Genomic DNA, 19,186 nt, shown 5'->3' with positions numbered 1-19,186 from the left:
TTCCGGCAGGTCCGCCGGCCTGTGCCTGCTGGTGCCCGTCGGCGTCGTAGAACGCGACAAAGTAGTCGCTCGGCCGGGTCGTTGACGATCGCTCGGTGAAGGTGATCCCGCCCTCGCCGTCGGACTCGAGCGTGAAGAAGCGGTCGGCGAGGTCGGTTGTCACCAGCGACGGCAGCTGGGCCTCGATGTTCCCGATGAGCGCGTTGCGCAGGATCGGCACCGTGCCCAGGCCGCCGCCACGAGACCGAGGGCGAGCACGGCGACCGTGACGCCGGTGACCTTGGCGCGCAGGCTGATCCTGCGCCACCAGGTGGTGACCGCGTCGGGCTCGTGCACCATGCGGCCCCCGTCAGTTCTCTCGTCGGCGTGCAGACCGGTCAGACCGATTTGCCGACCTTGAGCATGTAGCCGAAGCCGCGCTTGGTCTGGATGAGCGAGTCCTCGGTGTGCGGGTCGATCTTGCGGCGGAGGTAGGAGATGTAGCTCTCGACGATGCCCGCGTCGCCGTTGAAGTCGTACTCCCACACGTGATCGAGGATCTGCGCCTTCGAGAGCACACGATTGGGGTTGAGCATGAGGTAGCGCAGCAGCTTGAACTCGGTGGGGCTGAGCTCGATCGACACGTCGCCGACCTGGACGTCGTGCGTGTCCTGATCCATCGACAGTTCGCCCGCGCGGATCACCGACTCCTCGTCGGCCTGCATCGTACGGCGCAGGATCGCCTGCACACGCGCCACGATCTCGTCGAGCGCGAAGGGCTTGGTCACATAGTCGTCGCCGCCGGCGTTGAGACCCTCGATCTTGTCGGCGGTGTCGTCTTTGGCGGTGAGGAAGAGGATCGGGGCGGTGAAGCCCGCCGATCGCAGCCTCTTAGTGACGCTGAAGCCGTTCATGTCGGGCAGCATCACATCGAGGATGATGAGGTCGGGCTCCTCCTCGAGCACCGCCGAGATGGTGGCGGCGCCGTTGGCGACCGTCTTGACCTGGAATCCGGCGAAGCTCAGCCCCGTCGACAGCAGGTCACGGATGTTCGGCTCGTCGTCGACGACCAGGATGCGCGCATCAGTCATGCCCCATTATGGTGACTGAAGCGTTGTCTTGGCTGATTATCCTTCGGAATGCTCGGTTGTCGGTCTCTGCGCACAACGGTGGCCGCAGCGGGCCGAGATCTCCCGGGAGACCGGCGCCGGCCGCTCACCGGCCGGCGCCGAGGGCGCGGTGGCGCTCCGCGAGGAGCTCGAGGACATGGCGGTAGGTCCTGCCCGTCGCGCGCGTCATGCCGATCTCGCAGGCGCGGTTGCACGAGGCATGCTCGGCAGCGTCCAGCCGCCTCACCTCCGCAGCCTCTGCGGCGGTCGCCGATGCGGTGAGCTCCGGATGCAGCATCCCGCGATCGCCGGCGAAACCGCAGCAGCCCCAGTCCACGGGCACGGTGACCTCGTGCGCGATGGCCTCGCCGAGGGTCAGCAGATGCCGGTCGATGCCGAGCGCCGCGGATGAGCACGTCGGATGCAGCGTGAGGGAGGGCAGACGAGACCCCGCATCGAGCGGTGCCAGCGCGGGCAGCACCCTCTCGGCGGTGAAGGCGACCGCGTCGACCACCTCGAAGCGGCGCGGATCCCCGGTCTCGGCCGCCGCATGCAGGATGCGCAGCACGCCCTCCGTGCACGAGGCGGCATCGACCACCACGGGGAGGCGCCCTCGTCCGTCGCCGCCCAGAGCGAGGTCAGCACGCGCTCGCCCATCGCGGCGAAGCCCTCGCCGTATCCTTTCGACGACCACGGGGTGCCGCAGCAGAGCCCGTCGACGTCTGCGGGCACCCGCAAGCCGATCCCCGCCGCATCGCAGAGGGCGGCGAAGGAGGCCTGGACGCCGGGCCCTCCGGTTCTCCGGGTGCGAACATCGCGCCCTGGCAGCTGGGCAGCAGGACGGCCTCGGCGGGTGCCCCGGCATCCGGGGGTGTGACGCGGCTGCGCCGTCGTCCGCCGGCGGGAGATCACTCGTGTACAGAGGAATATCGTCCTCGCCCAGAACCGCGCGCGCCGCGCGGTTGGGCAGCGACACGAGCGGCTCCGGAAGGGCGCCGACGACATCCAGCGCGGTACGGGCGACGCCGGTGACGGCATCCCAGTGACCGGCGGCCGCCTTCCAGCCCGCCTGCTCGAGGCGACCGCGCCCCTCACGGCGCAGGCGCTTGATGAGATCGCCCGTGTTGATGCCCACAGGGCAGGCGCTCTGACACATGCCGTCGACGGCGCAGGTCTGAACCCCGTCGTACTCGTAGGCCTCGTCGAGCTCCCGGGCGAGAGCATGATCACCGGATGCCTCGGCGGCCGCTCTGGCCCGACGCACGACGATGCGCTGCCGCGGTGTGAGCGTGAGATCCCGGCTGGGACAGACCGGCTCGCAGTAGCCGCACTCCACGCAGCGGTCGACCTCCTCCTCGACGGTGACGACGGGCTTGAGATCGCGCAGATGCGCTGTCGCATCCTCGGTGAGCACGACCCCGGGTTGAGGACGCCTGCCGGGTCGAAGGCCGCCTTGACGCGCTGCATGACCGTGACGAGCCCGGCGCTGTACTGCCGGGCGACGAAGGGCGCCATCGCCCTGCCCGTGCCGTGCTCGGCCTTGAGGTTGCCTCCGCGGGCGAGGACGAGATCCACGAGCCCTTCGGTGAAGGCCTCGAGCCGTGCGACCGCCTCCGGCCTCGAGAAGTCGTCGGTGAGCATGAAGTGGAGGTTGCCGTCCTTGGCGTGACCGAAGATCACGCTGTCGGCGTACGCGAACTCGGCGAGCAGCGCCGAGAGGGCCTTGCAGGTGTCGGCCAGGGCGGCCACCGGCACGACGATGTCCTCCAGCAGCGCGGTCGTGCCGCTCGGGCGGGCTCCGGCGACGGTCGCATAGAGCCCTTTGCGCACCTTCCAGAGCGCGGCGCGGGCCTGCGGGTCGGTGCTCAGCGCCGCCGCGCGGGTCAGCTCCAGCTCTTCCAGGACCGGTGCCGCCGCGTCGATGCGGCGCTGCAGCTCCACGGCATCCGCACCGCGGTACTCGATCAGCAGGGCCGCATGCTCGAGGAGAGGGAAGCCGGAGATCTCCGCCGGAGCGTCCGGGGCCCTGCGTGCGACACGCAGCGATGTGGAGTCCATGAGTTCCAGCGTCGCCGCATCCGTCGCGACGAGCGCAGGGAGCGCGGCCGTGGCATCCGCGACCGAGGAGAAGACCAGCAGTCCCGTCGCGACATGCGGATCCACCGGCACCGTGCGGAAGGTCGCCTCGGCGACGAAGCCGAGTGTGCCCTCGCTGCCCACGAGCAGCCGCACGAGGATGTCGACGGGCTCGTCGAAGTCCAGGAAGGCGTTGAGGGAGTATCCCATCGTGTTCTTCATGGCGAAACGCTCGCGGATCTCGGACACGGACGCCGGATCCGCCCGTATGAGGTCGCGGAGGCGCTCGAGCTCGGCGACGAGCTGCGGCTCTTCGCATGCCAGCCGGGAGGGGCATCGGGATCCGCGCTGTCGATGACCGTGCCGGACGGCAGCACCGCCACGAGCGACTCCAGCGTCCGGTAGCTGTTACGCTCTGTCCCGCGGCCATGCCGGAGGAGTTGTTCGCGATCACCCCACCGACCGTGCAGGCGACCTCGCTCGCAGGATCCGGGCCCAGGGCGCGACCGTGGCGGGCGAGGTGCGCGTTGGCCGCGCGCAGGGTCACTCCCGGCTCCACCCGCAGGCGTTCGCCGTCGTCGAGCACGTGGATGCCGCGGAACCCGCGGCGTGTGTCCAAGAGGATGCCGGCACCTGTTGCCTGACCGGAGAGGCTCGTGCCGCCGGATCGGAAGGTGACCGGCGCCCCGTGGGCGGTGGCCAGCGCGAGGGTCTGCGCCACGGCATCCCTGTCGTCCGCATCCACGGCGAGCTGCGGGACGAGCAGGTAGTGCGAGGCGTCGTGGGCGCGTGCGTGGCGCTCGAGCGCGGAGGCGTGCACGTGATCGGGGCCGAGGACACGGGCGAGCTCCTCGGCGATGTCGGGGTTCACCGATTCACCCAGATGAAGGGCACATGCGTGTGTCCCTCGCCGGCGGCGACGCGCCGGGCGAGGAGCAGGGCGCCGTCCAGCGGAGTGCCCGCAGGGGAGCGGACCTCCGCATCCGGGCGCAGCATGGCCACGGTGCTCCGGAACTGCGCCTCCAGGGTGCCGCCGGCGCGGAAGACACCGCCGGTGGCGGCGATGATCGGCTCCGGGGAGGCACTGAGCGCGGCGACGGCGCTGCGGGCGGCTTCCTGACCGGCCAGAGCCATGATGGCGTCGGCGGCGGGATCGCCGGTGGCGGCGAGCTGGGCGACGTCCGCGGCGAAACCGGCGAGCACACCCGCACGGTCATGTCGCGTATAGAACTGCGACGGCCAGGTCAACGGCTCTCCGAACCGTCGCCTCGCCGCCTCCAACAGGGCGGTGCCGCCGGCGTCGATCTGATCGTAGGCGCGCATCGCCGTCTCCAGGCCGCGCATCCCGATCCAGGCTCCGGCGCCGCGGTCTCCGAGCAGGTGTCCCCAGCCGTCGACGCGATGCCAGCGCTCGCGACCGTCGCCGCCGACGGCGATGGCCCCTGTACCCAGCGCGATGACGGCGCCCGGGCCGCCTCCGAGCGCGCCCAGGTGAGCGGTGAGGGCATCGATCGCCACGGCCGCCCCGACCTCGATCCGGCCGGTGAGCCTCCGCAGCTCGTTCGCGATCTCGTCGACGAGTTCGGCCGGGCGGGGACCAGGGTGCCCAGACCCGTCGCGCCGACGCCGATGGCGGCGACGTCGCGGATCTCGTCCGGCCACTGCTGCGCTGCGCGGCGCAGCAGGGCGAGCACACTGGCGGGAGCGGTGCTGCCGCCAGTGGTCACGCCGATGCCGTCGCCGGCGAAGTCGTCGCCCTCCGCGGCGTCGATCCGGCGGATTGCGACGCGGCTGCCGGAGCCTCCGACGTCGATGCCGAGGACGCGCGTCACTTGCTCATTCCGGCGGTCAGACCGGAGACGATCTGCTTGGTGGCCACGAGGAAGAGCACGACGAGCGGGATCGTCGCCAGGGTCAGGCCCGCGAACAGGGTCGCCCAATCCGTCTGGTACTCACCGAAGAAGCGCGTGATTCCCACGGGCAGAGTGTACTTCGTCTGATCCCGGATCAGGATGAGGGGGTAGAAGAAGTCGTTCCACACGGGGACGAACCGGAAGACGACCACCGTCGCGATGGCGGGGCGGACCAGCGGCAGATGGATCCGCCAGAAGGTCTGGAAGGGACCGGCGCCGTCCAGTCGCGCGGCCTCGTCGAGCTCGATCGGCAGCTGGCGGAAGAACGATGCCAGGACGAAGGTCGAGAAGGGGATGCCCAGTGCTCCGTAGATGAGGATCAGGCTCAGCAGGTTCGAGGTCATCCGCACCGCGTCGAGCATGTAGAACAGCGGCAGGATGGCCAGGTACACGGGGAGCATCAGGCCTGAGAGGAACACGCCCTCGAGAGTCTTGAGCGTCTTCGATGTCGTGCGCGCGAAGGCATAGGCGGCCATGAGCGACACCCCTGTCGACAGCAGCACCGAGCAGACCGTGACGACGATCGAGTTCAGGAAGTAGGTCTCGAACGACGCGGTGACCCAGGCCTTCGCGTAGCTCTCGAAGTTCGGTGGGAGGGGAAGACCCAGGGGGCGCTGGGCCATGTCCTGCGTGGTGCGCAGGGAGTTGAGCACCATCAGGATCAGCGGCGAGATCGCGAAGGCGGCGTAGAGCCAGAGGAAGGCGTTCGTGGCGAGTCCGCCGACCGTGACCGGTGGGCGTTTCCGGGGCGTGGCGCCGCGGGGTTTGCCGGTCGTGAGCGCGACGGTGTCGATCGTGCTGGTCATCAGAACAGCCTCCGTTCTGCGCGACCGAGCAGTGCCCGGAACAGGATCGCGATGCCGAAGATGAACAGGAACAGGAGGGTCGCGATCGCGGAGCTGGTGCCGATCGAGTTGGTCGACCCCGACTCGAAGGCGGTGCGATAGAACAGCAGGCTGAGGACATCTGTGGCGCCGGCCGGATTTCCTTGAGACCCGCCGACGGCATAGGGGATCGGGAAGGCTTCCATCGCTCCGATGAAGGTGAGGATGCTCACCGTGCCGATCGCGGGAGTGAGCATCGGCAGAGTGATCGAGAAGAAGCGCTGCAGGGGGTTCGCGCCGTCGATGGACGCCGCCTCCTCGATCTCCTCGGGGATCCCGCCGAGCGCGGCACCGTACAGCAGGATCGGAAATCCGATCCACTGCCATGCGGTGATGAACACCACGACCCAGATCGCCGTCTGCGGGGTGCCGAGCCAGGCGATGGCGAACTGCTCGAGTCCGACGGCCTTCAGGAAGGCGTTGAACGGGCCGAACAGCGGTGAGAGGATCAGCGTCCACAGGTACCCGATGACCAGCGGTGAGACGAGGTAGGGCAGGGTGTACAGCGTCTGGAAGAAGCGCTTCATCCTTCCGATGCGATGCAGCAGCGTCGCCAGGGTGAGCCCCACGGTGTTCTGGAACACCATCGCACCCACGAAGAGCAGGATGTTGTGGAAGAAGGCGTTGGGAATGGCGCTCTTGTACGGCTCCGCCGTGAAGAGACGGACGTAGTTGTCCATTCCGACGAACCCGCCGCGGTTGACGCCTGTCCACTCGAAGAACGAGTAGCTCAGGGCGGTGAGCATCGGGTACGCCAGGAAGATCGAGAACAGGATCAGGGCGGGCAGGACGAAGACCATGCCCGTGCGCAGGGACAGGGACACACCCGACTGGTAAGGCCGGCGTTTGCCGAGTTTCGGCATGACTGCGACGGACATGGTCTTCGCTCCTCTTCTCAGTTCACTCGATCAGCGGGTCACTGGCCGGGCGTGAACCAGACCGAGACGCCGTCCTGGAGCGCGGAGGCGACACCCGCCGCGTCCTGATCGCCGAGGAACATCTTCTGGACCTCGGTGCCGAGGACGGCGGTGCCGAACGGGTCGCCGAAACGGAAGTCGATCAGCAGGATGTAGGGCTGCGCGCCTGCCTCGTAGTTCGCCCACATCTCGGACATCACCGGGTCGGAGTAGTTCACACCGGGGACCGCAGAGAACATGTTGAGCTCGTCGGCGACGAGCTGGCCGAACTCCTCGGTGGCGATCCAGTTGAGCAGGACCGCTGCCGCTTCCTTCTTACCGGAGTTCGCGCTGATGGCGAAGTTGCCGTCGGCCCAGGAGGGCACCGAGGGGCTGCTCAGCACGGATCCGGGAGGAGCCGGGACCGCGTAGGTGCCGAGGTCGAGGTCCGGCGCGAGGTCGCGGAGCGCGGCCAGGTCGAAGGAACCGCCGGGGTACTGTGCGGCCTGACCCGAGGTGAAGAGCATCTGCGCCTCGACCACTCCGACACCGGTGATCTGGTCGGGCATGTACTCGGTCAGGTCGTCGAGTACCTGGATCGATGCCACGTAGTCGGGGTCGGTGAAGTCGGTCGCCCCGGAGAGGACCTTCTCACGGAACTCCGAGCCGCCGTAACGCGAGGATCCGAAGGTGTCGTGGAACAGCGGAAGCACCCAGTCCTCCTTGGCGCCCATCGCCAGCGGAGTGATTCCGGCATCCTGCAGCTTCTCCTGGACGTCGATGAACTCGTCCCAGGTCGTCGGGACGCTGAGTCCCTGATCGGCGAAGATCTCCTTGTTGTAGTAGACCTGGTAGGTCTGGGTGGCCAGCGGCACCGAGTAGATGTTGCCGTCCGTGCCCTTGGAGCTGTCGATGACGTGCGCCGGGAACTTGTCCAGTCCGCTGACGATGTCGTCGATCTGTTCGAGCTGGCCGGCGGCGACGTTCGCCTGCAACTGCCCGTAGGAGCGCACCTGGGCGATGTCCGGTCCGTCGCTGGCGGCGAGGCCGGTGGCCAGGAGTTGGTTGTACTCGGTGTTCTGGAACGCTTCGAACTGCACCTTGATGCCGGGGTTCGCTTCGGTGAACTTGTCGAAGATCCGGTTGTAGGCGGCGATGTCCTCGGTGCGCCACGACCAGACCTTCAGGGTGACCTCTTCACCGGTCGGGTCCTGCGGCGCATCGCCGTTCGAGCCGCCGCTGGGGGCGCACGCACTGAGCGCGAGCGCGCCGACGGTGAGGAGGGCTGCGGGTATGAGATGACGACGTTTCATGATTTCTCCATTCTTGGTGGTGGGGCGTGCGGGCGGGGAAGGGTCGGGTCAGGAGGCGGATGCCGCGGCGAGGGCGTCGCGCACGGAGCCGGAGCCGTCTGCGAGCAGGCGGCGGGCCTCGGCGGCGTCGGTGCGCAGGATCGAGGCGACGATCGCCGTCTTGAGGTCTCCGTCGGCCGCGTCGAGCTGAGCCTGCGCGGTCTGGTCGTCGAGCCCGGCGGCCTCACGGAGGATGCGGACGGTCCGATCGCGCAGCTTGGCGTTGGTGGCGACGACGGAGACCATCAGGTTCGACCAGGTGCGTCCCACGGCGATCATGAGTGCGGTGGAGAACCCGTTGAGAACGAGCTTCTCGGCCGTTCCCGCCTTGAGTCGGGTGGAGCCGGTCAGCACTTCGGGGCCGGTGTTCAGGACGATGTCGGTGTCGGCGAGCGATGCAAGGCGTGCGTGAGGGTTGCTGGAGATGAGCGCGGTGTGGGCGCCTGCATCCCTGGCAGCTCGGAGCGCACCGCCGACGTAGGGGGTGTTGCCGCTGGCGGCGAGGCCGATGGCGACGTCGCCCGGGCCGAGTCCGGCGGCCGCCGCGCGGCCCTCCGTCTCGGAGTCCTCCGCGTCTTCGACGGCGTTGACGAGCGCCTCGGGTCCACCGGCGATGTGGGCGACGATCCGTCCGGCATCGAGGTTGAAGGTGGGGAGGAGCTCTGCCGCATCCAGCACGCCGAGGCGACCGGATGTCCCGGCGCCGAAGTAGTGCACCGTGCCGCCGCGTCGGAAGCTCTCCGCGGCGACGTCGACCAGCTCGGCGACCAGGGGGAGCGCGTTCTCGACGGCGGCGACGGCGATGCGGTCGTGCGCGTTGAGAAGGCGGAGCACCTCGAGGCTGGACCGTGCGTCCAGGTCGGCGGACTCCGGCAGCCGCTGCTCGGTCGGCGACAGGGGCTCGGCGCTGTCCGCCGAGCTGTCGAACTGGTCTTGATTCGTGGGCATCTGCCGGGCACGTCCTTCGCTTCATCGTGAGTTGAGACCCCAGTATGGACAAAAATATCGTCTTTGCCAAGTGTTTCGACTATTTTTTTCATTTTGACCGTCAATCCCGTGTCCGGAGGGTTCGGGGCGATACCATTCCCACGTGGCAGGCGCGGTTGCGCGGGTGCGCTCAGGCGGACCCCGTCGGGACGTGAGCCGGGCACGCCGATGAGCACGGGAGGAACCCCATGACAGACGTCTTTGTCGCCCTCCGTCAGCGAATGCCCTCCCTGTCCAAGTCTGAGTTGCGCATCGCGGAGTTCGTGCTCGAGCATCCGTCGATCGTCGTGGAGTCGACCATCACGCGTCTCGCCGAGCTCGCGCAGACGTCTCCGGCGTCTGTCGCCCGCTTCTGCCGCAACGTCGGATTCGGTGGCTACAAGGAGTTCCGCATCGCGATCGCCGCGGCCAACAGCCGGGAGGAGGCGGCTCGCGAGCTGTTCCGCGTCGACGATGCCGAGATCGACGCCGGGGACTCCGCGCTCGATCTCGTCACGAAGGTCGCGTACCAGGAGGCGCGTGCGATCGAGGAGACGGCCCGAGGGCTCGACCTGGACGCGTTGGACGCGGTCGTCGCCGCCGTCCGCGAGGCGCCGCGCATCGACGTCTTCGGCGCGGGGGCGAGCGGCCTGACCGCCCAGGACCTCCAGCTGAAGCTGCATCGCATCGGCATCCCCTGCTTCTGCTGGGCGGATGCGCACCTCGCGCTGACCTCCTTCGCCCTCACCGATGTGAAGAGCGTCGCGATCGGCATCTCTCACACCGGGCAGACCCTCGAGACCAACCAGATGCTTCGACTGGCGCGGGAGCGCGGCGCGACCACCGTCGCCATCACCAACTTCCCCGACTCGCCCTTGGCGTCGGTCGCCGATCGTCTCCTGGTGACGAGCGTCCGCGAATCCCGCTACCGTACGGGCGCGATGTCGAGCCGTCTCGCGCAGATGGCGATCATCGACTTCCTGGTCGTGCGCCTGCTTCAGGGTCGCATCGACAGCGTGGGGGAACTGCTGCGCCGGACCTACGACGCGGTGCAGGCGCATCGTCTCGACGGCGACTGAGCGCGGCGAACGGTCGGCGGATCGGGCCTCTCCGGGGTGCGAGAAGCGGGAAATAAAATTTCTTCCCACTTTCCGATTAACCTGGTACTTTTTTCCATCAGACGCGACGACCACGTCTGTTCACCGCTCTGACCCCGAGCTCCCCGGTCGCCGCACACGGCCATACGCCGTGCCGACGACGACCCATAGCACTGGAGTTCCCGTGAAGACCCTCCTGAGACGAATAGCCGCTGTCGGGGCTGCTTCCCTCGCAATCGCCCTGCTTGCCCCGGTCCCCGCGCAGGCGGCGGACGAGGTGACCCTGATCATCCACTACACAGACTCGTCGCCGCGCCCAGAGGGCGGGGTGACCGCGCAGCTCCTCGACGGCACCGCACCGCTGTCCTCGTCGGTGTCGTCCGACTCCTACGGCGAGGTGTCGACCTTCGTCTTCGACGCCACCAGCGATGCCACGCTCGGTTTCCGCGTCGGCGCTGACAGCGCCTTCCCCGGAGAGCTTCGCTACATCCAGGCCGAAGCCGGGACCGCCGAGGTCTGGCTCATCGATGGCGACCCGCGCGTGTACGGGGCGCCGATCCCGATTCCCTCGACAGACCTGACGACTCAGGACGACAAGGTCTACATCCGGCACACGGCGCTCCCGAGCCTGCTCGGTGTCTGGCACCCCGCGAACCCGATCGCCAACAACGGCTACGTCTTCGATGGTCGGCCGACCGGCAGCACGCCCATCCTGACGGTCTACTACGGCCGCGATTACCACGAGATCGCGATCGATCACAATCGGATCGCCTCGAACACGACGACGAGCATGCTGAACAATCACACGAGCAGGGGCCTGGTCTTCCGCGACATCGACGGCTTCAAGACCGGCACCGGCACTGCGGCGGTCTATCACATCTCGTTCGGTTCGCTCGAGCGCATGCTGCAGGTGGGTACACTCGTCCACCCGAACGGGCACTATCTGCTCCAGCCGCAGGCGGCCGCGCATGCGGAGGTCACCGAGGCATCTCCCGAGTCCGTCGGCTTCGATCCGGTGGCCCTCGGGGAGCTCGACGCCTACGCGCAGGAGCAGATCGGGTTCGGTTACCCGGCGATCGCCGTCTCGGTGGTCAAGGACGGCAAGCTCGTCGTGAACGACGGCTGGGGCTGGGCGCTGAAGCACTCGACTTCGGAGAATCCGGATGGTTCTGTCAACCCCGCCGTGGAGTTGCCGGTGTCCGAGCGGGTGCCGGCGACCGCGGACACCGTGTTCGACCTGGCATCGAACAGCAAGATGTACGCGACGAACTACGCGATCCAGCGGCTCGTAAGCCAAGGAATGCTCGACCTCGATCAGACGATCCAGAGCTTCCCGGGCTGGGAGGACTTCACCGACGCGAATTCCGACTACACCGGCAAGTGGACCGTCGGCGGCTCCGGCGGTATCACGACCATGCACACCGGCAAGCACACCATCACGGTGCGCGACATCCTCAACCATGTCGGCGGACTGATCCCCGACCCCGAGTATCCGAACCGGACCTCGGCCGGCGGTCTCTGGTACCAGACCGACGACCCCGACGACCGGACAGGCATCATCGACGCGATCTCGCGCTCTCCGCTGCGCTACGCGGTGCGCTCGACCTTCGCCTACAGCGACGTCGACTACATGATCCTCGGTCTCCTGGTCGAGCAGATCACCGGGAAGCGACTCGATGTCTACCTCGAGGAGGAGTTCTACGGGCCGCTCGGACTCAGCGACACCGGGTTCCGGCCGCTGGAGGCGGGCATCCCCGCGGAGCGGATCGCGGCGACCGAGCTCCACGGCAACACGCGTGACGGCAACATCTCCTTCGGCACACTCGACAACGGCGACCCGGTGCCGATCCGCGAGTACACGCTCCGCGGCGAGGTGCACGACGAGAAGGCGCACTACGCGATGGCGGGAGTGGCCGGGCACGCGGGCCTCTTCTCCACCACGGGAGACATGGCGAAGCTCACTCAGCTCATGCTCAACGGAGGTGTCTACGACGGCCGGCAGTACTTCACCAAGGAGGTGGCCGACCAGTTCGTCCAGCCCTTCATCGGCCCCGGAAACACGGTCAACACCTCGTCCGTGGGCCTGGGCTGGCGCATCCACTCCTACCGCGGTACCGCGTACTACTACTTCAACTGGGGTGCCAGCCGTCACAGCTACGGTCACCAGGGCTGGACGGGTACGCTCACCGTGATCGACCCGGTCCACAAGATGACCGTGACGATCCTCACCACGCGCATTCACGCGCCGGTGACCAATCCGCCGAACGGGTTCGCCACGGCGGGCCTCTCGGCCGCCGATCTGGTCCCCTTCGTGGGATACGTCTACAAGGCGCTGAACCTGACCGATGTGGACTACCTCCACGAGGCGAGCGTCTCGGCGGTCGATCCGATCGATGTGCCGTGGGGCACGGATGCCGCAGACGTCGAGGACGCTCTGCCTCGCGCCGTGACCGTCTCGGACATCGACGGCGTCTCGCACCGGGTCGCGGTCGAGTGGGACCTCGACGACTTCGACGGCACCGAGAGCGGCGACCAGACGGTGACGGGCACGCTCCTGCGGCCCGCCTGGCTGCTCGCCGGCAGCGATCCGCTCGTGGCCGAAGCCGTGGTCACGGTGGGCGAGCAGCCCGCGGAGGTCATCGCCCCCGAGGTGACCGCAGAGCCGTCGGATGCGACGGCGGAGGTCGGTGAGGATGCGGTGTTCACGGCATCCGCGACGGGCACTCCCGCACCGTCGGTGCAGTGGCAGTCTTCTCCCGATGGAGCGGACTGGACCGACATCGAGGGCGCGACCGGCACGACGCTGACGGTGCCGGCGATCACGCTCGCCCTGTCGGGGACGCAGTATCGTGCGGTGTTCACGAACGAGGCCGGATCCGCGGCGACCGTGGCGGCCACGCTCACCGTGACACCTCTGGACACGGAGGACGAGGACTCCTCTGATCAGGACCCCGCTGATCAGGAGGAGCTCTCCGAAACCGGAGGCGCGGTGGCCGTCTGGCTCATCGCCGCCGCGATGGTGCTCCTCATCGGTGGCGCGGTTCTGATGCTGCGTCGTCGCGTCCGAATCGAGTGAGCCCTCGAGATCCTCGCCCCCGCCGGACCCGGCGGCGGGGGCGAGGATCTCACCCTGTGCGGCTGAGCCCATGCGGTATGCGCGTGGGTGGGGCCTGCCTCGACGGCACCCGTCATCCGCGCTGCGGCATCCGCTTCCGACGCAGGGTCAGCCGGTCGCGCCGCGGAGGGCCGCCGCCACGGCCGTGGTGACGGATGCCGCGATCGGCGCCGTGGGATCCACGGTGATCCGGTGCAGCAGCAGCCCTTCGCAGGCCGCCATGAGGAGGGTCGTGCGCTCGGCAGCATCCGGGCCCCCGATGGCCCGGAGGATTTCCTCGACCCAGGTGTGGAAGATCGCGCGCTGTGCGCGCAGCGGCGCGGCCGCCTCCTCGTCGCCGGCCTCCAGGAACAGTGCATAGCGGGCGCGCGTGCGGGCCGCGTGAGGCCCGGACTGCGCCTCGATCATGCGCACGAGGGCGGTGGTGAACTGCTCTTCGGAGGCGATCACAGCGGGGGCTCCCGCATCGCGTCGCTCCTGCTCGGCGATCCACGCGATGACGCCGGCGACGAGGGCGGAACGGGTGCGGAAATGATTCGAGGTCGAGCCCGGCGGGAGGTCCGCCGCAGCGTCGACCCGGCCGTGGGTGAGAGCGCGCACGCCGTCGGTTCCGACGAGTGTGACGGCGGCGTCGAGGGCGCGCGTGCGGGTGCTGCTCACGTGTCGAGCCTAGTCCGACGGCATCCGTTTCACGATGAACGGGGTGACTTTATACTATGAACGTAGTATTCTCCGGACATGAATCTCTTCGTCCTCGCCGTCGGCGTGATCCAGGCGCTCGTGGGGTGTTCCTGCTCGTGAAGTGGGGGCGCGGGGGCCGCCACGCGCCCCGCATCGTGCTCGTCCACGTCGTCTTGAACCTCACGGCGATCGCCGCGTGGGTGGTGTTCCTGGTCACGGGCGCGCTCTGGATCGCGTGGGCGTCGTTCGCGGTCCTCACCGTCGGCAACGGCTTCGGCGATGCTCTGATGCTCGCACGCGCACGGCGGGTGCACGGCGCATCCGATCGCTTCGGGAGAGGGTATGCCGACGCGCTCCGCGCTGTCTTCACGGGCCGGATGCCGGCGCACGTCGCCTTCCACGCCCTCTTCAGCGGGGTCGTCTACTTCGGGATGCTGATCGCGTGCATCCTGGCATCCGTCGGCTGATCAGGCGGCGACCTCGTCGGCGTCCATGATCGTGTAGCTGTAGCCCTGCTCGGCCAGGAACCGCTGACGGTTCTGCGCATAGTCCTGGTCGACCGTGTCGCGCGCGATGAGCGTGTAGAAGCTCGCCGTGTGCCCGGACTCCTTCGGTCGCAGCAGGCGTCCCAGTCGCTGGGCCTCCTCCTGGCGGGATCCGAACGTGCCCGAGACCTGGATGGCGACGGATGCCTCGGGCAGATCGATCGAGAAATTCGCCACCTTCGAGACGATGAGCAGCGAGATCTCGCCCTCGCGGAACTGGCGGTACAGCTCCTCGCGCTCGTCGACCGGCGTCGCACCGGTGATCTGGGGGGCGCCGAGGGCATCGGACAGCGTCTGCAGCTGATCGAGGTACTGCCCGATCACGAGGATGCGCTCGCCGGGGTGCTTGTCGATGAGATCGCGCACGACCGAGATCTTCGCGGGGGCGGATGCCGCCAGTCGGTATCTCTCGTCGTCGGTCGCCGCCGCGTACTCGAGCCGGTCGTCCGGCGGCAGGTCGATGCGCACCTCGTAGCAGACGGCAGGGGAGATGAAGCCCTGCGCCTCGATCTGCTTCCAGGGCGCATCGAAGCGCTTGGGGCCGATGAGGCTGAACACGTCGCCCTCGCGGCCGTCCTCGCGCACGAGTGTCGCCGTCAGGCCGATGCGGCGGCGGGCCTGCAGGTCGGCGGTGAGCTTGAACACGGGCGCGGGCAGCAGGTGCACCTCGTCGTAGACGATGAGGCCCCAGTCCAGGGCGTCCAGGAGCGCGAGGTGCGCGTACTCGCCCTTCCGCTTGGCGGTGAGGATCTGGTAGGTCGCGATCGTGACGGGCTTGATCTCCTTGGACTGCCCGGAGTACTCGCCGATCTCCTCGGCGGTGAGGGAGGTGCGCTTGAGCAGCTCGTCGCGCCACTGGCGGGCGCTGACGGTGTTGGTCACGAGGATGAGGGTCGTCGTCTTCGTGTCGGCCATCGCCGCCGCGCCCACGATCGTCTTGCCCGCGCCGCAGGGGAGCACGACGACACCGGAGCCGCCCTCGCTGAAGGCGTCGACGGCCTCGCGCTGGTAGGGCCGCACGGCCCAGCCGCCCTCGGCGAGCTCGATCTCGTGCGGGGTGCCGGGGGTGTAGCCGGCGAGGTCCTCGGCGGGCCAGCCGATCTTCAGCAGCTCCTGCTTGACCTGGCCGCGCGCCCAGGCGTCGACGAGGTACGTGTCGGGGGAGGGATGGCCGATCAGCAGCGGCTGGATGCGCTTGTTGCCCGCGACCTGCGTGAGCACGGCAGGATCGGAGGAGCGAAGGACGAGCTCTCCCTCTTCATTGCGCTCGATGACCAGGCGGCCGTAGCGGTTCACCGTCTCGCGGATGTCGACGGACACCGATGGCGGCACGGGGAAGCGCGACCACCGGTCGAGCGTGTTCAGCATGTCATCGGCGTCGTGGCCGGCGGCGCGGGCGTTCCACAGGCCGAGCCGGGTGATCCGGTAGGTGTGGATGTGCTCGGGCGCGCGTTCGAGCTCGGCGAAGATGGCCAGCTCGTGCCGGGCGCTCTCGGCGTCGGGGTGCGCCACTTCCAGGAGCACGGTGCGGTCGCTCTGCACGATCAGGGGGCCATCAGCCATAGGGATCAAGCTTACCGGCCGCGTCGCTGTCCAGCTCTCCTCCTGCCGGGAGAGGGTGCGGCGGTCAGTCGCCGGCGAGGCGGGCCGAGCGGATGCTGGAGACCGGCAGGGTGCGCTCGACGTCCGCTGCGCGGTCCCGTCCGCGCAGACGCCCGCCGCCGAGGCCTGTGGCCTCCAGCGTCAGCTCGCGCGTGGAGCCGTCCGGCATGGCGACCTCCACGAGCAGCAGCGACCGCGACTGCACCGCCGACTCCAGGGCGCGATCGAGCCAGGCCGCATCGGCATCCGGGCCATGATGCTCCCGCAGCCGGGCGATGAGCGGGGCGTAGCCGGCGGCATCCGGGGTCTCCGGGGGAGCGGATGCCGCGGTGCGGCGTCCGGCGACCACCGGCTCGCCCGCGTCGTCGATGAGCGTCGCGGGGTAGCGGGCGTCGGTCAGCGCCCAGTATGCCGTGGCCGGACTCACCCGGGAGGTGAGGTCGTCGCCGTCGCGGACCAGGCCCAGAGGTCGCAGTGCCTGGTCGATCGCGAGCGTGTCGAGCAGGTGCTGGTCGACGCTGCGGATGCGGGTGCGGGCCGAGGCGGTGTCCGGTGCCACCTGCACGAGTCCGTGCCGCTGGGCGGTCTGGGCGATCAGGTAGCGCAGCGGCTGCGGGATGCCGGTGAGCGAGAGCTCTTCGAGGAACGCCAGCAGGGACTCCTCCGTCTCGCCCAGGGCGAGCGCATGCGCGACCGACTCGGCGGTGAACCGATACGACGAGGCCTGCGAGGCGGACTCGCGCTCGGCGGCGGTGCGCAGCCGCACGTCCAGCGCGGGCGCGAGCGGGCCGGGCGAGATCGCCGAGAGGTCGTTCTGCAGGAAGATCCGGTCGACCTCCGCGGGGAGCATGCGCTGCAGCAGCGCACCGTCGGCGTCCTCGCCGCGACGGAGGGGCCTCGCCCACTCGGGCTCCGTGTCGCCCTCGGCGATCAGACCGAGCATCCGTGCGCGACGTACGAGGGCGGCATGCTCCTGCGGCCAGGTCGGATCCCAGGGCAGCGCCTCCGCCCACGCGCCCACGGGGTTCCAGCCGCCGTCTGTCGATCGGATGCCGTGCGGCATCCGATCCCGGAAGCCCTGGGCGAGTGCGGACCAGCGCTCGGCCGCTCCCCAGCGCAGCCAGGTCTCGCCGAGCGCGGACGGCCGCAGCGCGCGATCGTCGACCACCGCAAGACGGGCATCGGTTGCGGCGATGAGGAGGTCGTCGAGGTCGGTTCCCCGCGGCAGGATCTCCGCCTCGGCGAAACGCCGCCGCTCGGTCGCGCTCGCCGCTCCGCTCGCGAGCATGTTCAGCGGCGACTCGCGCGCCGCGATCAGGACATCGGCGATCGCGGCGACGTGCGTGAACGCCCGCTCGGCGGCATGGGCCGCCGCCGCCGCTCCCGCCTCGGGAGGATGCGGGGCCTCGGATGCCGCCGGCACCCGCCTCTCGGCGATCGCCTCCGTCACGGCCGGGTAGGGGCGTCCGTCGTCGCGGACGAGCGCGAGCGCGCGGAGGGAGCCCGCGGCATCCGCGTCCTCCTCGGAACCGCTGAGGACCGCGGCCTCGGTGCGGGTCAGGCGCGGGAGGACACGGGCGATCGACGCGGGATCCAGGAGGGCCTCTGCGGCATCGAAGAAGTCGTTCCACGCCACGCCCGCCGGAACCGCGCGCCGAAGGAGGAGCCGTGCGAGCTGCTCGTCGTCGAGAGCGGCCAACCACTCTGCGAGCGGGCGCGCATGCGTGCTCATGTCAGGGGCGCTTCGCGGCGCGACCCTTCCTGATGAAGCTCATGGTCAGCAGCGAGATGATCATGACGAAGGCCAGCGGCAGGCCCCAGAGTGGAATCGCGGCGATGATCGGCCAGGCGCCGACGGCGAAGTCGCTCTGGTCCATGCCCGTCGCCGTGCCGATGATGATCGCCAGGAAGCACAGCACCGAGGCCGCGGCGAGGCCGAGCGCGCCGAAAGCGAAGATGCGGTCGATCAGGCGCACGGACGGAACGGGCGCGGAGGGCTGGGTGCTCATCCCTTTCAGCCTACTCGCTCGCCGAGACCGGTAGGCTGGAGAAGCCGCGCACTCGCGGCATGTTTCGTTTCTCTCACCCAGCGAGGTTGTCCCATGCCCAGCGGCAAGGTCAGGTTCTACGATGAGGAGAAGGGGTTCGGCTTCATCGCCAGCGATGACGGCCAGGATGTCTTCTTGCACGCCACGGCCCTTCCTGCAGACACGACGTCGGTCAAGTCCGGTACGCGTGTCGAGTTCGGCGTCGCCGACGGCAAGCGTGGTCTCCAGGCGCTCTCGGTGCGTCTGCTCGATGCGCCGCCGAGCCTGGTCAAGGCCAAGCGCAAGCCGGCCGATGACATGGCGATCATCGTCGAAGACCTCGTGAAGCTCCTCGACGGGGTCGGCAGCGATCTGCGTCGCGGACAGTACCCCAAGCCCGCCCAGGGTCGCACGATCGCGGCCGTGATGCGCAAGGTGGCCGATGACCTCGACGCCTGACGCCGACGAGCGTCTGATCGGTGCGCACGACATCGCGCGCGCGGCCCTTCTGGAGATCACTCCCGAAGCCACGATCGGCGACGCCGTCGGCTACACGGTCGAGGAGGGCGGCGCGGTCTCGCTGCGCTTCGCGAACAGGATGGGCGGCTACCCCGGCTGGTTCTGGACCGTCACGGTCGCGGTGGTCGACGACGCCGAGCCGACCGTGCTCGAGCTGGAGCTCCTCCCGGGCGATGACGCGCTCCTGGCGCCGGAGTGGGTGCCGTGGGCCGAGCGGCTGGCGGACTACCGCGCGACCATGGCCGCGGCCGAGCAGGCGGCGGCGGAGGCCGCCGAGGCGGACGCCGAAGACGACGCCGATGAAGAGCTCGACGACGACCTCGACGAGGCCGACCTGCTGCACGCCGGCGACCTCGACGGCGTCGACATCGACGAGCTCGACGACGCCGTCGACGAGGACGCCGTCGACGAGGACGCCTGAGGTC

General features: G+C 69.1%; 17 protein-coding genes and 3 pseudogenes. 5 read left to right on the top strand and 15 right to left on the bottom strand.

The window, feature by feature from the left end; all coding sequences use genetic code 11:
* Positions 1-159: 159 nt before the first annotated feature.
* The 11 genes and pseudogenes from KAE78_RS02560 to KAE78_RS02510 form a co-directional block, all read right to left on the bottom strand.
* Positions 160-339 (bottom strand): hypothetical protein, encoded by a 180-nt coding sequence (locus tag KAE78_RS02560; protein ID WP_223171631.1) that lies wholly within the window; start codon positions 337-339, stop codon positions 160-162.
* A 38-nt stretch (positions 340-377) separates the two neighbouring features.
* The gene (locus tag KAE78_RS02555; protein WP_223171629.1) at positions 378-1,070 is read right to left on the bottom strand and encodes a response regulator transcription factor; all 693 of its coding nucleotides are present in this window, start codon (positions 1,068-1,070) and stop codon (positions 378-380) included.
* Between the two features lie 124 nt (positions 1,071-1,194).
* On the bottom strand, positions 1,195-1,569 hold the full coding sequence (locus KAE78_RS02550; protein WP_223172529.1) for a hypothetical protein: 375 nt from the start codon (positions 1,567-1,569) through the stop codon (positions 1,195-1,197).
* A 702-nt stretch (positions 1,570-2,271) separates the two neighbouring features.
* A pseudogene (locus KAE78_RS02545) lies at positions 2,272-2,424 on the bottom strand (hypothetical protein); the annotation flags it as partial.
* Between the two features lie 140 nt (positions 2,425-2,564).
* Positions 2,565-3,374, bottom strand: a pseudogene (locus tag KAE78_RS02540) (FAD-binding oxidoreductase); the annotation flags it as partial.
* 265 nt (positions 3,375-3,639) lie between these two features.
* A pseudogene (locus KAE78_RS02535) lies at positions 3,640-3,885 on the bottom strand (FAD-binding oxidoreductase); the annotation flags it as partial.
* A 146-nt stretch (positions 3,886-4,031) separates the two neighbouring features.
* Positions 4,032-4,682 carry an N-acetylglucosamine kinase gene (locus KAE78_RS02530; RefSeq protein ID WP_223171627.1) on the bottom strand — a complete coding sequence of 217 codons (651 nt, stop codon included), beginning with the start codon at positions 4,680-4,682 and terminating at the stop codon, positions 4,032-4,034.
* Positions 4,683-4,992: 310 nt separating this feature from the next.
* A complete protein-coding gene (locus tag KAE78_RS02525) occupies positions 4,993-5,883 on the bottom strand; it encodes a carbohydrate ABC transporter permease (protein WP_223171626.1) in 891 nt (296 codons plus the stop codon).
* Positions 5,883-6,839, bottom strand: a complete 957-nt coding sequence (locus tag KAE78_RS02520; RefSeq protein WP_223171622.1) for a carbohydrate ABC transporter permease — start codon at positions 6,837-6,839, stop codon at positions 5,883-5,885. Before KAE78_RS02520 ends, KAE78_RS02525 begins: the two co-directional genes overlap by 1 nt.
* A 38-nt stretch (positions 6,840-6,877) precedes the next feature.
* Entirely contained in the window at positions 6,878-8,170 is a 1,293-nt protein-coding gene (locus tag KAE78_RS02515; RefSeq protein ID WP_223171621.1) for an ABC transporter substrate-binding protein, read from the bottom strand.
* 48 nt (positions 8,171-8,218) lie between these two features.
* Complete coding sequence (locus KAE78_RS02510) at positions 8,219-9,157, bottom strand: N-acetylmuramic acid 6-phosphate etherase (RefSeq protein WP_223171620.1); 939 nt, start codon at positions 9,155-9,157, stop codon at positions 8,219-8,221.
* Positions 9,158-9,384: 227 nt separating this feature from the next.
* Between KAE78_RS02510 and KAE78_RS02505 the strand changes: the two genes are divergently transcribed.
* Together KAE78_RS02505 and pbp4b are read left to right on the top strand one after the other, a co-directional pair.
* Positions 9,385-10,254 (top strand): MurR/RpiR family transcriptional regulator, encoded by an 870-nt coding sequence (locus KAE78_RS02505; RefSeq protein ID WP_223171619.1) that lies wholly within the window; start codon positions 9,385-9,387, stop codon positions 10,252-10,254.
* A gap of 295 nt (positions 10,255-10,549) precedes the next feature.
* Positions 10,550-13,348, top strand: a complete 2,799-nt coding sequence (gene pbp4b / locus KAE78_RS02500; protein WP_223171618.1) for a penicillin binding protein PBP4B — start codon at positions 10,550-10,552, stop codon at positions 13,346-13,348.
* Between the two features lie 147 nt (positions 13,349-13,495).
* On the opposite strand, the gene KAE78_RS02495 is transcribed toward pbp4b, so the two are convergent.
* Positions 13,496-14,047: a TetR/AcrR family transcriptional regulator gene (locus KAE78_RS02495; RefSeq protein WP_223171617.1), complete on the bottom strand. Its 552-nt coding sequence runs from the start codon at positions 14,045-14,047 to the stop codon at positions 13,496-13,498.
* Positions 14,048-14,172: 125 nt separating this feature from the next.
* Between KAE78_RS02495 and KAE78_RS02490 the strand changes: the two genes are divergently transcribed.
* A complete protein-coding gene (locus KAE78_RS02490; protein WP_223171616.1) occupies positions 14,173-14,535 on the top strand; it encodes a hypothetical protein in 363 nt (120 codons plus the stop codon).
* On the opposite strand, the gene KAE78_RS02485 is transcribed toward KAE78_RS02490, so the two are convergent.
* The 3 genes from KAE78_RS02485 to KAE78_RS02475 all read right to left on the bottom strand — a co-directional run bounded on the left by KAE78_RS02485 (position 14,536) and on the right by KAE78_RS02475 (position 18,224).
* Positions 14,536-16,176: a DNA repair helicase XPB gene (locus KAE78_RS02485; RefSeq protein WP_223171615.1), complete on the bottom strand. Its 1,641-nt coding sequence runs from the start codon at positions 16,174-16,176 to the stop codon at positions 14,536-14,538.
* A gap of 64 nt (positions 16,177-16,240) precedes the next feature.
* Complete coding sequence (locus KAE78_RS02480) at positions 16,241-17,947, bottom strand: helicase-associated domain-containing protein (protein ID WP_223171614.1); 1,707 nt, start codon at positions 17,945-17,947, stop codon at positions 16,241-16,243.
* Between the two features lies 1 nt (position 17,948).
* A complete protein-coding gene (locus tag KAE78_RS02475; RefSeq protein ID WP_223171613.1) occupies positions 17,949-18,224 on the bottom strand; it encodes a multidrug ABC transporter ATPase in 276 nt (91 codons plus the stop codon).
* A 93-nt stretch (positions 18,225-18,317) separates the two neighbouring features.
* Here KAE78_RS02475 and KAE78_RS02470 point away from each other — a divergent pair, with 93 nt between their 5' ends.
* Together KAE78_RS02470 and KAE78_RS02465 are read left to right on the top strand one after the other, a co-directional pair.
* Positions 18,318-18,701 (top strand): cold-shock protein, encoded by a 384-nt coding sequence (locus tag KAE78_RS02470; protein ID WP_223171612.1) that lies wholly within the window; start codon positions 18,318-18,320, stop codon positions 18,699-18,701.
* A complete protein-coding gene (locus tag KAE78_RS02465) occupies positions 18,685-19,182 on the top strand; it encodes a DUF3027 domain-containing protein (protein WP_223171611.1) in 498 nt (165 codons plus the stop codon). Before KAE78_RS02470 ends, KAE78_RS02465 begins: the two co-directional genes overlap by 17 nt.
* The last annotated feature ends 4 nt before the right edge of the window (positions 19,183-19,186 follow it).

Origin of the sequence: Microbacterium sp. NIBRBAC000506063 (assembly GCF_017968845.1) — a bacterium.
Taxonomy (GTDB): domain Bacteria; phylum Actinomycetota; class Actinomycetes; order Actinomycetales; family Microbacteriaceae; genus Microbacterium.
The sequence above is the reverse complement of the archived record's forward strand: the minus strand, read 5'-3'. Positions and strand labels throughout refer to the sequence as shown.